We start from the raw sequence: 14,264 nt of genomic DNA on the forward strand, positions 1-14,264 counted from the left end.
AAGCTTTCCGGCACGTGTTCTCCGAGTCACCCAGCGGCCCATCGCGGAGCCTCTCCCGTCGAAGCAGCCCCGCACGACCCACCTTGCACCAATAGGTGTTTTCGTTGGTGCCTCGTTGCCAGGGCGCATGGGGGTCGCAGAAGTAGATGCGAAAGCCGGTGAGGGCTTCGATGTCTTCATGCAGGGCCATCTCGCGGCCTTGGTCCCAGGTCAGGGTCTTGCGGAGCTCGGGCGGGATCCCTGCGGTCTGGGTGATCAGCGCATTGCGGAACGCGGGAGCCTTCCAGCCACGGGGCAGGTGGATCAGCTTGACATAGCGGGTGGTCCGCTCGACCAGCGTGCCGATGGCCGAGGCCTGGCCGCGGCCGATGATGAGGTCGCCCTCCCAGTGGCCGGGGATGTGTCGGTCGTTGGCCTCGAGCGGACGTTGCGCCACCAGCGTCATGTTCTTGATCTTGTTGGGGACGGGGACGCCGCGGCGGTGCGGCTTGCGGCGGGTCCGGCCGGTGCGCAGCTTGCCGGGCTTATGGCCGAGGAGCCCGGCGAACAGGGCGCGGTAGATCGTCTCCGGGCATGCCTGCATGTCGATTTGGCCGGGGTAGGTGCGGGCCAGGAACCGGGAGATCTGCTGTGGTGACCACCGGTCGGCGAGCTTGTGCCGGACGACAGTCCGCAACGGCCTGCTGGAGCGGATCCTCTCCGGCTTGGGCCGCTGGCGGCGCAGTAGTGCCTGGTTGTGGGCCCACCACGGCTGGTATCGCCCATCTGGTTTGCTGTTACGCCGGATCTCCCGGTACACGGTCTGAAAGCTTTTACCGATCGACGCGGCGATCTGCTTGACGGTGTCGCCGGCCTGCAGACCATCGGCGATGGCGATCCGGTCGTCCTGGGTGAGGAAGCGCGGGGAGATGGGTCCGAGGTCGGGGACAATCACCCCGCCAGCGTCGAGGAACCACAGCGACCCGCAGCTGGTCGACACGCCGATCTCCCGGGCTGCTGCTGCACCCTTGTGCCCCTCCCGCAGCAGCTCGAAGTACCGCTTCTTCACCGACGACGGCAGCTTGTTGTGCGCCCACCGAGGCATCCGAACATCCCTTCACCGGAACGTTCACAACCACCGATAGAACTCAAGCGGTCTATCCGGTGGTGTTCCTGGACGCCCTGGTGGTCAAGGTCCGCGACAACCACACCGTCGCCAACAAGCCCGCCTACCTGGCGGTCGGGATCGACGCCGACGGCGACAAGCACGTGCTGGGCATCTGGCTGGCCCGCACCCCGCAGCAGACCACCACCGCCGCCGAGGGCGCCAAGTTCTGGGCCTCGGTGATGAGCGACCTGCGCAACCGCGGCGTGGTCGACATCCTCATCGCCTGCTGCGACGGGCTGACCGGGTTCGAGGAGGCCATCACCACGGCCTTCCCCCACACCACCGTGCAGACCTGCGTGGTCCACCTGATCCGCAACGCGCTGCGCCTGGTGCCCCGCAAACACCACAGCGCGATGGCCGCCGACCTGAAGAAGATCTACACCGCGCCCACCGCCGAGGCCGCCTTCGACGCACTGGCCGCCTTCGCCGACACCGACCTGGGCCGCAGACATCCCCAAGCGGTCAAGGTCTGGGAGAACGCCTGGGACCGCTTCACCCCGTTCCTGGCCTTCACCCCGCCGGTCCGCAGACTGCTCTACACCACCAACAGCATCGAGTCCCTGAACTACCAGCTCCGCAAGGTCACCAAGGCCCGCGGCCACTTCCCCAGCGACGACGCCGTCGTCAAACTGCTGTGGCTGGCCATCCTCAACATCGAGGACAAACGCGCCCGCGAACGAGCCGCCGGCACCGGCAAACGCAGCGGCTACCCCGGACGCCTCATCGAAGGGCAACACACCCGAGGCTGGCGCGAAGCACTCAACGAACTCACCATCGCCTACCCAGGCCGAATCCGGTAAAGAACACCAGACACCATCCAAGATCAACTTTACACACCTGGCGTTACAGGCTCCCGCAGGTCGACAGGGTTGTTTCTCGGTCAGGCTGATCGAGGGGATGGGGCGCTCTGGTCGGGCAGGAGGTTGCCCAGTGCGGTCGGGATGGCGGCGCGGCTGACTCCGTGGGCGCGTGCGAGTGCTGCGATCGGGGTGCCTTGTCCGGTGTAGGCCGACTGCACCTTTTCCAGGTCGTCTCCGGTGAGGGCGGGCGGGCGGCCGCGGTAGCGGCCTTCAGCTTCCGCTGCGGCGGCTCCCTCGGTGGTCAGCTCGTTTTGGATGTCGCGCTGGAATTGGCCGACGGCCGTGATGACGTTGATCAGCAGATCCGTGGTCGTGTGTCGCTGGCGGCCAGGTCGTGGAAGTTCGACAGCGGCCCGGACAGGACCCGCAGGGCGAGGCCGCGGGCTTGGCACCAGGCGCGGACGTTGTGGATGTCGACCAGGTCGCGGCAGAGCCGGAACAACTCCGACACAGTCAGCGTGTCGCCGGGGTGCGCGGCCGCGGCGACTCTGGCGAACGCGGGCCGCTCCAATACGGGAATCTTGGAGGTGGTCGCCGGGTCCTCGAACAGCCGCACGCCTTCGGCGGGCCGGAAACCCTCGGCGATCCCTTCGGTGCGGACCAGGAGGCCGGCCGGACCGGCGGTTATGGCCCGGACGGGTGGCGCGACAGGACTGCCGCGCCGCCCGTGAACGCTCCGTGGGCGCTTGCCCCGGCGGTGCGGCGTTCCGTTAGTTGATCTTCCCTTCGCGGAGAGACCTTGCGGATCTGACCGCTCGTCGCCGCATCGCCGGGCGGTGTCTTTCTGCTAGAGGTTCTGCGCACCGATCCAGTTGATGTGAAGGCCCCACTGCTGGGCGTCGTTCACCGTCAGTTCTCCGTCCTCCAGCTCCAGCTTCCTGAGGTAGACCCTGAATCCCGTGACCGTCGGCTCGTAGACGGAGGAGGAACCGGCCAGGTACCACATCCTCTGGTTTCCGCCGAGCGAGATGGTGTAGACCGGGGTGCCCAGGGCGGGGTTGAAGCCCGCGCTCGAGGTGTTGACGTCCAGGTAGATGCCGGGACCGTCCGTGTAGTTCTGCCAGTTCTGGCCAGGCGTCGTGCGGCCTGCACCGGTGATGGTCGGCATGTTCCTCCTTCGGGAACGAGAGCAATCCCCCACAGCCCGCCGTCACGTGTGACACGGCAGGGACCCAAGGGGCGTGCCCGGTCGTCGGTTCATCGCCGAACGTAGCCATCTGGGTGTGTTCTGTCAGCGTCGTGTTCCGTGAGGCGGACTCGATCTCTGATCAACTTGGAGTTCCAGGACTCTCTTGGCGAGTATTAACGCCAAGCCTTGCCGACCCGGCAGAACGACGGTTCTGCCCGGTCCACCGAATCGCTCCAGCCCAGGTCGGCGCGTCGCACTCGGTCGCCCGCCCTTTCTGCCCCGGGCCGCCAGCGGCCACACCGCGCCGAAACCCGGTCCGCAGTGTCCCCGTCCTGACCTGCGGTTCCGGTGCTTAGCGCTCGAACCCGGCCGGATAGTCCCGGAACCCCGGTTCACTTCCTCGGCGCAGGAAGTCATGCAGCCGGCGCAGATCCGATTGTTCGGCTGTCGCTCGGATCGGACCGGGGCCGGTCAGTCTGCGGTGAGCCGATGTTCCTCGATCCCCGTTCCGCCAGGCGACACACCGGTCAGCACGGTGCGTGGTGGCGTGTTTTCGTGGGGTGACCAGATCGGGTGGGTTCCCCCGCCCGTCCGGTGGGCGCGGGGTCGGCCTGGAGGCCGGGCCTGTGCCGTGGCCGGATGCCGCTGGGTCAGGAAAAGGAGTACCGCATGGCACTGGGTGGAGCCATCGCCCCGTACGCGCGCGCCGGGGCGATCGTCAACGCCGACGGTTCGGTGATCAGGTCCAAGGGCGTGACCGCGGTCCGCAAGACCGCCACCGGGCGATACTGCATCGAGTTGGAGGCCGGTATCGACGCCTCCACCGCGCTGGTGGTCGCCACGCCCAAGTGGGGGGCCAACTGGGACAGCATCGTGCTGGTCAACGAGGGCCCGGTCGACTGCGGGGACGCCTCCCGGAACGTGTTCGTGGGCACCGGCCGTCCCTCGGGCGCGGCCGACGAGCCGTTCGTGGTCGTAGTCCTGTAGCACCCGCGCCCGGCAGGTCGACCCCGTCACCCGCGCCAGGAGGCGGAGGCGGCGGGGTCGATCAGGGCGACGCGGTACCGCCGCCTACCGGCGATCCGGGCGCCGCCGGCGCGGGCCGCCTGCCGGCGCGCGGGCGGACGAAGCCCGCGCCCCAGGGCGACCGGAGTGGGGCTAGACGAAGCGCCACTTCTGGTTGGGCTTGCCGCGGTCGGCCACGACCACCCGGTAGGTGCCGGGCTGCTTCTCCAGCAGGGTGACGGCCTTGGTGGGGTCGCCGGGGAAGAAGTAGCCGTCCTCGGCCCGCCACTGGGTCTGGCCCGACTCGCCGCGCCCCTTCAGCGTCACGTGGTCGTAGCGGCCGTGGATGTTCAGCGGGGCGGCCAGGGTGTACCAGGAGCGGATGTCCTTGCGTAGTTGACCAGGTGGTAGTGCTCTTGCCCCCAGGAGTTCTTGCGGTCGTCGAGGAACCAGCGCTCGTAGTTCTTGCCGGAGGGTTCGGTGGCCAGGCCCAGCACCTGGTTGGCGGTGTGGGTGTAGTGCACCGTCTCCCGTGTCCTCTCCAGCCAGTCGGTCTCCTGCTGGGAGCCGGTGATGGTGCCGCCGGGCAGGGCGGCCAGGTACAGGCCGGTGGCCTCGTTGATGATGCAGAACTCCCCGTCGGGGAACCCGTTGGACATCTGCTGTCCTCCTCACGTCAGGGCGGATGGCTGCGGGCGGCGGCCGGAGCGCGCGAGCGGGAAGCCGGGCATGCGCACCACGGCCTCCCCGACACGACCCCACCACCATTTATCACTGAACGTAGCTATCTGGGTGTGTTCTGTCATTGCCGGGTTCCGTGAAGTGGACTCGATCTTTAATCAACTTGCAGTTGCCCCCACCGTCCGCAGACGACGCCGTTGCGCCAGCGACCGGTTGCAGACCAAGAGGGCAGCCGGCGCGGCCGCATCGGCGGAGGCCCCACCGTCGTCAACGACCTATCCGAGGGGCCGGCCTCGTACGAACTGGCGCAGGCGGGTGCGGTCGCGTTCTTCCTCGGTGACCGATCGCTGCCAGGCTGCCGGCCCAGAACTCTGGACGCCCCGTCTGAAGGAGGGCCGGCTGTTCACGGCGGTCAACGACACGGCCGGATCGGGATGCGACTGGTCCCGGTACGGTTCTGGCAGCATGGTCGGGCGATGATGAGAACCCCCCGTTCCGGTGAGCCTTACTGGTGTGCCCCTCACCCGCCCAACGCCGACCCCTTGCCGCGTGACGGCCGCCGCAACTGCGGCTTCTGGGAGCGCGTGCTGCGCCGTCAGTGGGATCCCGGCCAGGGTGTCCCGCCTGCGGAAACCATCGCGGTGATCGACCGGCTCGCCGCCCAGCCCGTCCACATCGCCTCCCTGGCGATCAACGAGCTGGACGAGCTGTGGGTCGGCGTGGGCGCGGTTCCGCAGCTCGACCATCTGGGTTACCTGTCCGGGCAGCCCATCGGCCCGGGATCGGCGATCGTCTGGGACGACGTGCCTGGTGCCACGGTCGGCCGCACCGTGGTGATCGGCACCGGACGGACGGTCTCCTCAAGTCTCGTCGATCATGAATTGGGTCATGTCATCGAACGGTCCCGTCGGATGGCCGAGCAGCGCGACTGGCAAACGATCATGCTGCGGTGCCGCCCGCATCTGATCGTGGAACGCTGGTACGACCCGCTGGAATGGTGGGCCGAAGCGTGGGCGATGGTGTCCACCGGCCAGCTGCAGCGCCTGGTGCGTACCCTCAACGGGCATGAGGAGGTCGCCGAGATGGTCGCGCGTTACTATGTCCGCAGGTACGGGCTGGAGGTGAGATCACGATGACCGCGCAGGCCGTGATCAAAAACGGGGAGTTGCTGCTGCCCCACCCGGTCGGCTGCGGCGCCGAGCTCATCACCCCCGACGACCCCCGCTACGACGACCTGCTGGCGCATGCGGTCCGGGATGAGGATCTCAACGGCACCCCTGAGCAGAACGCCGCTCTGGCCGCCCGGTGGGCCGCCAAATGGGCGCGGGAAGACCGCCGCACCGCCTGACCGACGCCTTGTGCGCAGACGGTCAGGTTCCGGGAGCCTCTGACAACTCCGGCGAGGCCAAGCCGATCGCGGTCACTCCGGCGTCCTCGGCGAGTTGACGCCGCAACCTGGTGTTCTTGCCTTCCAGCTCCGCCGCGCGCAGCGCGAGGACTTGGATCTGGTTGGCGTAGACGCGGATGGTCTTCTCCAGTTCACGGACCGTCCGGGCATGATCGCTCTTGAGCTTGCGGCGCTCGCGTTTGAGCTCGGCGATCTCCTCGCGCAATTGGAGGAGTTCGGGCTTGTGCGCTTGGGCGTTGGCCTTGGCGGCCTCGAAGCGGGCGACGATGTCGGGGCTGCGGTAGAAGGAATCGCGGCCGACCCCGGCCTCGCGGCACAGGTTGGTCACCGTCAGCTGCCCGTCGGTGCGGATGGGCTGCCCGGCCAGCAGCCGGGACAAGGCGTCCTCCAGCCGGGCGCGGGTCTGCGGCCGCGTCACCGGCCCCCACCCCCCGGTGCTGGCGGCCCGGCGTCGACGTCTGTCCCACCGGACGGTTCAGGGGGTGTGGAGGTGATCTGGCCGATCGCGGCGTCCAGATCCGCCACATGTGTGGTGAGCGCGGCCTGCTGCAGAGGCGGCAGCGAATCGGACAGGGCGGCCTGATCCTGCAGGCGCTGGGCCTGGTCGCGGGCTGCGATCAAACGAGGCAAGTGCACTGCCGAGCGGCGGGCGTTGGGGCAGCGCAGGCACATGGTGTGCGCGGGGACCGGGCGGCCCAGGGCGGTGGCGCGTTTGACGCACACGGCGGTGGCGGCGTTGAAGAAGCAGTCGTTGAGCACGCCCGGGTGCAGCGTCTTGGTCAGGTGCCGCAGCATCACCCGCAGCCGCGCCTCATCGGCGACGACACCGGGCAGGTCGCCAAGCTCGGCACGGATGCGTTCGAACTCCGCCCCGATCCGGGCGGCCGCGCCGCCGCCGGCGCGGCCGCCAGCGTTCCAGTCCCGGTACAGGTCTTGGACGTAGTCCAGGCGAGCGACGGCCTCTTCGGCGGCGACCTCGGCGGCGAACCCGGAGGCCGACGTGCCGGCGTACCCCTCGAACACGGCGATCTTGGTGTGTTTGTACTGGCGGGCCCCGGCGACCACGCCGAACGGCTGGTGGGCGATGTGCCAGGCCAGGGTGCGGCGGAACTGCGGGGTGGTGAACCGCCACGGCGCATCACCGTCGCGCGGCAGGTACGGCTGGTCGGGGCGGCCGAACAGGTGTTCCAGGTGGGCGCAGAAATTCTCCAGCCGCTGCGGCATGTCCGACAGCACGCGGTGGCTGTCTCCATGGCGGCGGCCGAACAGGTGGGTGGGATCGGTGTGCAGAGTGCGGGCGACCGCGACGGCCTGGTGGACCTGTTCCAGCACCACCCATTCGGTGTGGTCGCCAGTGAGCCCGCGGCCCTTGAAAACCTTCCCGCGCAGCTTGTGCCGGAGGCGCCCGTCGGCGGCCACGGTGGTGAAGGCGCAGTCGGGGGCCAGCTCACGGACCTCGACGTCGCGCATGCCCGACAGGTAGGCGATGACGATCCAGCAGGCGGTACGCAGCTGCTGGACCTCCTCGTTGAGATGCCACCCGTCCAGGCTCGGCCGCCACGGCGCGCCGGTATCCGGCCAGGGCGACATGACGGTGGCCAGCCCGCCCGGCTCGTAGCCGAGTTCGGCGCCAGCGTCATGCAGCAGCCTGCGGTGCCCTTGCCAGAGGGGCGCGCGCAGCCCGCACAGCAGCGTGATCAGGGAGACGTTCGGTGCCTGCAGGACCCCGTCGACCTGGCGGACCCGGCCAAGGCGCCCGTTGGCGGCCGGCAGGGCGGGCAGGCCGCGGCCCGCAGCGCGGCGGGCGGCGATGAAGTCCACCAGCGCCTGCTTGCCCTCCCCGGACACCAGCGGTGGGCGGGCGGCCACCCGCGCCCGCAGTCCCTCCAGCTCGGCCTGGGCTGCGGCCAGATCGACGCTGGCGGTGGTCACATAAAACAGCGCGGCCCGCAGCAGCGGCGCCATCACCTCCTCAGGGATGCGTGGCGTGGTGTTCTCCTCACCGCGGCGATGTCCGGCCACCTGGGCGGCCGGCCGCCCGGCCCAGGGAAGGAACTCCAGCCGGTCGGCCGTCATGAACTCCCCGTGCACAGCCAGGTTCTGCAGCAGCCGTACCCGACAGGCCACGGCGCTGCTGCTCAGGGTGCGCTTCCACCGGGCCAGCAGCTCGTCCAAGTGGTGCTGGCGGGTCGTGACCAGGCGTTCCACGCCGACCGACCGTAGTTCGGCCAGCATGTGGCGGAACATTGTCAGCTCGGCTTGAGCGGAGGTCAGTTGCAGCGGCCGCGCGCCCCGGCCGCTGCGCCGCGAGGTCGGCAGGCCCCTCCTCAGGCGGGACTGCAGGTACTGCTTGGCGGCCAGCCGCATCACCGGATCGGTGATCGGGGTGAAGTCCAGGTCGGGAGCGATGATGGTGCGGCGTAGCAGCGGCCGTAACACCCAGATGTCGTCATCGAACCGTGGACCCGACTGCCCGTCGGGAAGCAGCCCGGTCGGCAAGACGTACCCCTCGCGCCCCTCCTGCTGGGCGCCCATACGCGCCGCCGACGCCGGCGCGGCGGCATCGACGCCGGACAGCGAGAGAGCCGAGGGGAAAGCCGGTGAGGAGGCCGGCAGGCCGGGGTCGGTGACGGCGTCGGTCACAGCATCGTCTCCCACAACTCGGGCGGCAGCAGCAACCGGGAGCCGTCGGCCTCGGTGATGGCCTGGGCGGTGCGGACCTGGACATCGGAGAACTTGGCGCGCACACCGTGCACCAGCCGGTCCCAGGCCGTGCCGTACCGCAGCTGCCATTCGGCCGGCGGCATCTCCTCACGCTGCCGTTCCACGAAATCCAAGAACGCCAGCACCTGCGGCAGGTGCCGGGTGGTGAACACCGCGTTCGGACACTCCACACAGCCCCACATCGGCACCGGGCACGGCTTGCCCACAGCAGCGAACGGCGTGTGATGGAAATCCCGGCAGGACGCCAGGAACACATCCTGCTCACCCGACAGCGCCGCCTGGACCTGTGCGGGCGGAAGATCCTCAAGGTCGTCTCCGCCGAGGCGGCTGCCGTCCTCGTCCAGGACCACCGGGGGCGGCAATGCGACCTGGAGCGCTTCGGCCAGGCCGTTTTCCACCGCCCGGTCGTGGAGCTCGTCGTGAGCGCCGATGTCGGCATAGTGCCGGGCAGCCACCTGCGGGGAATGCCCCTGGGCGAAGTCCGCCAGTACCCCTGCGGCCTTCAGGTACTGCTGGGATTTGAAGGACTTACGCAGCCGCCGCAGGTCCAACACCAGCGGGCCGCCGTCATGATCGGTGAGCTGGTCCAGGCCATGGCGCTGCAGCCACCGGGCGTGCAACCCGTTGATCGAGATGCGGCGCCGCCCGGCGAACGTCTCCCGCGTGCCCTGGTGGCCATGGTCGATCCACAGCAGGTCACCGCCGATCCGGTCCCGGCCGCGCTGGGTCAGCCGCAGCACCAGGCGGATCAGGCCGCCGGGATGATGAGCGGCACCGCCGTCGGCGACCCGCATGGTTTTGTGCGGCTCGCTGCGAGCCCGCCTCTTGGTGTACTTGATCGTCACGAACCCGCGGGCAGGGTTGACCAGACAGTCGGCTCGAAGCCGCTGGGCAGAGCTCGGCTCCAGCCCGGTCACGCAGATCAGCAAGGTCAGAAAAGGCAGGAGATCATGGGCGTTGAGGTACAGGCGGCTGTTCAGCCGCCAGACCCCGCCCAGCCGGTGGCCCACCTCCCAGCGCCGATGCGAGTCCTCGGCGGTCAGCGGACCGCGGTGGACCACATGCCACAGGACGTTCTCCAGCCGGCCCCACCCGCCGACGCCGGGGTCCTCGCCCCGGCCGGCCAGCGCCTCGCCTTCCAAGATCCGCGCCTGGATCTCGCGGACGTCCGCCAGGGCGGCGGCCTTGATCGCCTCGAACACCGGCCCCGGATAGGAGTTCAGCGGCGTCCAGGCCGGGCCGCTGTGCCGGGTGGTGAACCCCAGCCGGGCGGCGAACTCCGGCTCGAAGGCGTCCGGGTCGCCGTCGTGGACCGCGCGCAGCACACGCACCACCCGCATGACCTGCGCGTGGGGCCGGCCGCTGTCGCGGCCATAGACGTTGACCAGCATCTGCTCAAAGGCGTCCAGATGCTCCGGCTCCAGATCCGCCAGCTCGAAGTGCTCACCGCCGGCGCCCTCGGCGGCTGCGACGAAGTCCAGGAACCTGCGCAGCGGGGGCAGCAACCCCTGGACGGTCTGCCACGCCTGCACCGGCTTGCCCTGCCCTCCGACCCTGCGCAAAGCTTCCCCGAGCGGTCGGCGCAACCGAGGGCACGGCCACTGCGACAGATCCACCACCGCGTCGCCGTCCTCGAACCCGAGCGTGAACACGACCGGGCCCACCCCCGACACACCGGGGTCAGCGGCCTCCTCGTCTGGCCAGTCGTCTTCAGCGAACCGGGCCCACCGGCCACGAGTTCCCGTCCGCGCCCCTACGCTCACGCGACGCTGGCCTTCACCCGGGCGAGCGCTTCGGCCTGCTCGTCCCAGTCCGCCAGCGCGGCGAGCACGATCTCCTGCGCCTCATCCAGCATGTCGAGATAGACGTAGATCGTCTCCTGTGATCGGTGCCCCAGCAGCAGCTGGAGCCGCCGCATCGGATCCCCGATCAGCATGCGCTTGACCTGCTGCCCCGACAGGGTCCGCGCATCTTCCATCCGCAACGCCCGGACCGTCTGGCGCAGCAACAGACCCAGCATGTGGACGGCGAACGTGTGCCGCAGAGTGTGCGGGGAGACCTCCAAGTCCAGCCCCACCGACGCGCACCGGTCGTTCGCCCGCCGGAACACCGCCTGCCACGTCGACCGGCCCAACGGTAAGCCGTCCTCGCCCAGCCACAGCAGCAGCGGCTCACCCACCGTCCCGGCGGCGTCCACCCTCGCCAACCGGACCCGGTCCTCCACCGCCAGCCTCGCGCAGGCCAGCCTGCCGCGCCCGCCCGTCAACGTGACCGAGGTCCGGCCGGCGCCCACCACCCCCAGCCATTGCGCCGGCACCCGGTAGGCACCGGCCGCGGCGCGTCGGTGCACCAGTTCCTCGCGCTCGATGCCGACATAGGCGTGCAGCGCCCGCAGGACCCGCCGGGACACGTACACCATCCGAGCCCGGCCCCGTTTGGTGACCGTGGCGGCCAGCGCCAGGGCACCGACCTTCTGCCGCTCGACCAGCGACGGCAGCTCGTTCACCAGCAGATAGGACGCCTCCGACAGCCTCATCCCGGTGACAACCAGCAAATCGGCGAACACCGCGTTGCGCTGCCCGTTACGCCCCCGCCAGCACCGATCCGCCCGACCATCCGGCAGCCGGCCCAGCAGCCCCACGTCCCGCCACGTCAGATAATCCTCATACGACAAGAACCGAGCCGGTCCTGACTCCTCGTCCTGCTCGTACTCCGCGTTCACCCGGACCACCGCCAGGCCCCGCGGCGTCACAACCGTCCGCTCCACCTTCCGGAACGGCTCGCCCTCCAGCAACCCCTCATAGATCGCCCACTCCACCCACTTGTCCAGGGCCGCCAGGAACCGGTTCCACGTCGACGCCGCAACCCGGAACGACCCCTCCGCCCGTCGACGAACCCGCTTATAGGCCCGAAGGTCCTCCTGCCCCGCCTCCCAGATCGACCGGCCACCCCGCCGCAGCGCCAGGAACCGGCAGAACAGCGCCAAATCCCGCGCGTAGGCCTCCACCGTCAACGCCGACCGAACACCCCACCCGTCCATCTCCCGCACGAACCGGTTGAGCTCTAAGTCGTAAGACCCATCCGGTCCCAAGATGAAGGGCACCCCGTCACGAGCTCCCGCCAGCTCCAACACCCGCCCGGCGTCCACGCCGCCCAGACCAGCCCCGACCAGCGCAGCAGCCGAAGACGTCTTGTACAAGAACACGCGACCCCCCGTGCCGACCCCCAAGCACGGAGGCTCTCACAGACAGAACAGCGACACCCGAGAACCGTGAACATAATCGTGATCCACCAGGCTCGCGGACACATGCCGGCCAGTGCCGATGACCACGACCCGGCCAACGGTCGCACCCGGGACGTGATCCCACAGGGTCGCCGAGCCGATCCGCACGGGCTGCCCAGCCAAGTGCTGCAGGTGATCCAGTGAAGGGACCGTTCCCGGCCCGACCCACAGCTCATCAGTCTGGCCGATCACCAAGGACGCGATCGGCACGGGCTGGGCGGCGATCCGGTCGATCGCCGCGATCACCTCCGGTGGAGGAGGACCTTGGTCGGGGTTCCACTGGCGCCGCAGGACGAACTCCCAAAATCCGCAGTTGCGTCGCCCGTCGCGGGGGAGAGGGTCGGCGTCAGGCGGGTGGGGCGCGCACCAGGACGGCTCGTGAGCGGGAGGGGTTGTCATCGCCTGCCCATGCTGCCAGAGGCCAGCAGGGCATGACGCATCCTGGACAAGGACGGCCCACCGCCCGACTCGAGGTCGCGGGTGGGCGCGTAAGACACGGCTGTCCGGTCGTGATGAATCTGGTACAGGCACAGGCCACGGACCTGGGATGTGTCAGGTTGGGTGAGACGGTTGGGCCGCCGCCGCGCACTGGACGTGACACAGCCCGGCAGATTCCTCCATCGTCTCCGCAGGTCACCAGGCAGCGTCTCAGGGAACTTGGCGCAGATGAACGAATGCGTCGAGTCGGCGAGACGTGCGTCAGGTTCGACGAGACCGAACAACAGCTGCGATGTCCCGTCTCAGTTGAGCTGGCACAGCCGTAAGCCCCTGACCTGCGGTGCGTCAGTTTGCTTGAGACGGGACAGTACGAGTGGGCGGGCTCGTCAGCTCTGCTCGGCCTTGAATCCTGACGGACAACGGGACCTTCGAGGAGTTCGTGTACGGCGGTCGTGGTGGGAGCCTGGGTAGGCGGCCGAGGCCCTACAGGTGAGCGGTGAGGGCATCGGCAGTGGCGGAGTTCTTGAGGTAGCGGACGGCGCGGTGGAAGTCGAATGCGCCGATCGCGTTGGTACGATCGGCGGCTACGCCGGCGAAGCGGGCGGGGATGCCGCGGGCGGGGATAGCGATGATGTCGCCTGGGTCGGCGATGTTGATCCACGTGCCGATCCCCGGCGGGCGGCGTCGCAGGCCTTCGTGGGGGACGAGGCGGTCATGGACGATGTCGGGCATCGCCAGCGGAGACCCCAGGGTGATCAGCAGATCGATCGGCGGGAGTTCATGGGCCCACAGGGTCTCGTAGGTGACGACGCTGCCCAGCGAGTGCGCAATCACGACCTGCGGGTGGACCGCGGTGATGGCCTCGGCCACCCGGATCCGGGCGCGCTCACGTCGGCCCGGCTCGGTGAAGTAGGTCTCGACCTCACCGAAGAACCTGGCGACCAGGGCGCGGACCGCGCCGTGGTCCAAGCCGTAGCGGTTGGCGACCCAGCTGATCGCGGCGCGGACTGGCGCGGTCACCCAGCCCTGCACGGTCGGCTCATCGGCGCCCAGCAACCGCGCCCAGGCGATCACCCTGGCCTGGGCCGCCTTATCGAGCGCGTCCAGCTCTTCGGGGCCTTGGGGGGTGCGGGTGCGCAGGTGATCGGCGTAGTAGGCCATCCGCACCTGGAGCCCCGACTCCTCGTGAGGCCGTTGCAGGCCCGCAAGGAGCGCGTTGTGCCACCACCCGGCGATCCGATCCGCTGCCGCTACTGGGCCCAGCGCCGCCTGGTGATTGCCCACCCCGTGCACGCCCACCACCGTGACCGGCCCTGACATCACGTCCGCCATGTGCCCATCCGTTCCATGCAGACGACCTCCCAGCTCAACCCCACGATCAACTCACCTGTCGGCGCTACCGCCAGGCAGTTCAGCGGATCGGGAGTGGCAAGGACACTCAGCGGCCGCTCGGAGCCGATGTCCCACTCCCGCACCGCGCCGTCCCCGCTACCGGTGATGGCGAGCAGGCGGCCCTGCCATGTAGTGCACGCGACGGCCGCTACCGCGCCGATATGGCCGGTCAGCGGCTCACCGAGCGGTGTGCCTGC

General features: G+C 69.4%; 14 protein-coding genes and 2 pseudogenes. 4 read left to right on the forward strand and 12 right to left on the reverse strand.

The window, feature by feature from the left end; all coding sequences use genetic code 11:
• Positions 1 to 1,084: IS30 family transposase (locus tag C4U03_RS38825; RefSeq protein WP_200827776.1), on the reverse strand; the 1,084-nt coding region annotated here is incomplete at its 3' end.
• Positions 1,085 to 1,128: 44 nt separating this feature from the next.
• Between C4U03_RS38825 and C4U03_RS38830 the strand changes: the two are divergent.
• Positions 1,129 to 1,947, forward strand: a pseudogene (locus tag C4U03_RS38830) (IS256 family transposase); the annotation flags it as partial.
• Positions 1,948 to 2,302: 355 nt separating this feature from the next.
• Here C4U03_RS38830 and C4U03_RS38835 read toward each other — a convergent pair.
• Together C4U03_RS38835 and C4U03_RS38840 are read right to left on the reverse strand one after the other, a co-directional pair.
• Positions 2,303 to 2,563, reverse strand: coding sequence for a recombinase family protein (locus C4U03_RS38835; protein WP_160147254.1), 261 nt, complete (start codon positions 2,561 to 2,563; stop codon positions 2,303 to 2,305).
• Between the two features lie 231 nt (positions 2,564 to 2,794).
• The gene (locus C4U03_RS38840) at positions 2,795 to 3,115 is read right to left on the reverse strand and encodes a hypothetical protein (RefSeq protein WP_103944802.1); all 321 of its coding nucleotides are present in this window, start codon (positions 3,113 to 3,115) and stop codon (positions 2,795 to 2,797) included.
• A gap of 690 nt (positions 3,116 to 3,805) precedes the next feature.
• Here C4U03_RS38840 and C4U03_RS38845 point away from each other — a divergent pair.
• On the forward strand, positions 3,806 to 4,123 hold the full coding sequence (locus tag C4U03_RS38845) for a hypothetical protein (protein WP_103944803.1): 318 nt from the start codon (positions 3,806 to 3,808) through the stop codon (positions 4,121 to 4,123).
• Positions 4,124 to 4,294: 171 nt separating this feature from the next.
• On the opposite strand, the gene C4U03_RS40890 is transcribed toward C4U03_RS38845, so the two are convergent.
• Together C4U03_RS40890 and C4U03_RS38850 are read right to left on the reverse strand one after the other, a co-directional pair.
• A complete protein-coding gene (locus C4U03_RS40890; protein ID WP_160147255.1) occupies positions 4,295 to 4,468 on the reverse strand; it encodes a hypothetical protein in 174 nt (57 codons plus the stop codon).
• Positions 4,469 to 4,491: 23 nt separating this feature from the next.
• Entirely contained in the window at positions 4,492 to 4,800 is a 309-nt protein-coding gene (locus C4U03_RS38850; protein ID WP_103944804.1) for a hypothetical protein, read from the reverse strand.
• Between the two features lie 564 nt (positions 4,801 to 5,364).
• Between C4U03_RS38850 and C4U03_RS38855 the strand changes: the two genes are divergently transcribed.
• Positions 5,365 to 5,958: a hypothetical protein gene (locus C4U03_RS38855; protein ID WP_103944806.1), complete on the forward strand. Its 594-nt coding sequence runs from the start codon at positions 5,365 to 5,367 to the stop codon at positions 5,956 to 5,958.
• Positions 5,955 to 6,170 carry a hypothetical protein gene (locus C4U03_RS38860; protein ID WP_103944807.1) on the forward strand — a complete coding sequence of 72 codons (216 nt, stop codon included), beginning with the start codon at positions 5,955 to 5,957 and terminating at the stop codon, positions 6,168 to 6,170. The genes C4U03_RS38855 and C4U03_RS38860 overlap by 4 nt, the downstream gene beginning before the upstream one ends.
• A gap of 22 nt (positions 6,171 to 6,192) precedes the next feature.
• On the opposite strand, the gene C4U03_RS38865 is transcribed toward C4U03_RS38860, so the two are convergent.
• The 7 genes and pseudogenes from C4U03_RS38865 to C4U03_RS40895 all read right to left on the reverse strand — a co-directional run.
• Positions 6,193 to 6,648: a hypothetical protein gene (locus C4U03_RS38865; protein WP_200827778.1), complete on the reverse strand. Its 456-nt coding sequence runs from the start codon at positions 6,646 to 6,648 to the stop codon at positions 6,193 to 6,195.
• Complete coding sequence (locus tag C4U03_RS38870) at positions 6,645 to 8,873, reverse strand: hypothetical protein (protein ID WP_103944809.1); 2,229 nt, start codon at positions 8,871 to 8,873, stop codon at positions 6,645 to 6,647. The genes C4U03_RS38865 and C4U03_RS38870 overlap by 4 nt, the downstream gene beginning before the upstream one ends.
• A complete protein-coding gene (locus tag C4U03_RS38875; protein ID WP_200827779.1) occupies positions 8,870 to 10,516 on the reverse strand; it encodes a hypothetical protein in 1,647 nt (548 codons plus the stop codon). Before C4U03_RS38875 ends, C4U03_RS38870 begins: the two co-directional genes overlap by 4 nt.
• A 197-nt stretch (positions 10,517 to 10,713) precedes the next feature.
• Positions 10,714 to 12,159 (reverse strand): tyrosine-type recombinase/integrase, encoded by a 1,446-nt coding sequence (locus C4U03_RS38880; protein ID WP_268817589.1) that lies wholly within the window; start codon positions 12,157 to 12,159, stop codon positions 10,714 to 10,716.
• A gap of 36 nt (positions 12,160 to 12,195) precedes the next feature.
• Positions 12,196 to 12,483, reverse strand: a complete 288-nt coding sequence (locus C4U03_RS38885) for a hypothetical protein (RefSeq protein ID WP_103944811.1) — start codon at positions 12,481 to 12,483, stop codon at positions 12,196 to 12,198.
• 675 nt (positions 12,484 to 13,158) lie between these two features.
• On the reverse strand, positions 13,159 to 14,007 hold the full coding sequence (locus tag C4U03_RS38890; RefSeq protein WP_103944813.1) for a serine peptidase: 849 nt from the start codon (positions 14,005 to 14,007) through the stop codon (positions 13,159 to 13,161).
• Positions 13,995 to 14,264 (reverse strand): annotated as a pseudogene (locus C4U03_RS40895) (hypothetical protein); the annotation flags it as partial. The pseudogene C4U03_RS40895 and the gene C4U03_RS38890, both read right to left, overlap by 13 nt.

The organism is Thermomonospora echinospora, assembly GCF_900108175.1.
Taxonomy (GTDB): Bacteria; Actinomycetota; Actinomycetes; order Streptosporangiales; family Streptosporangiaceae; genus Thermomonospora; species Thermomonospora echinospora.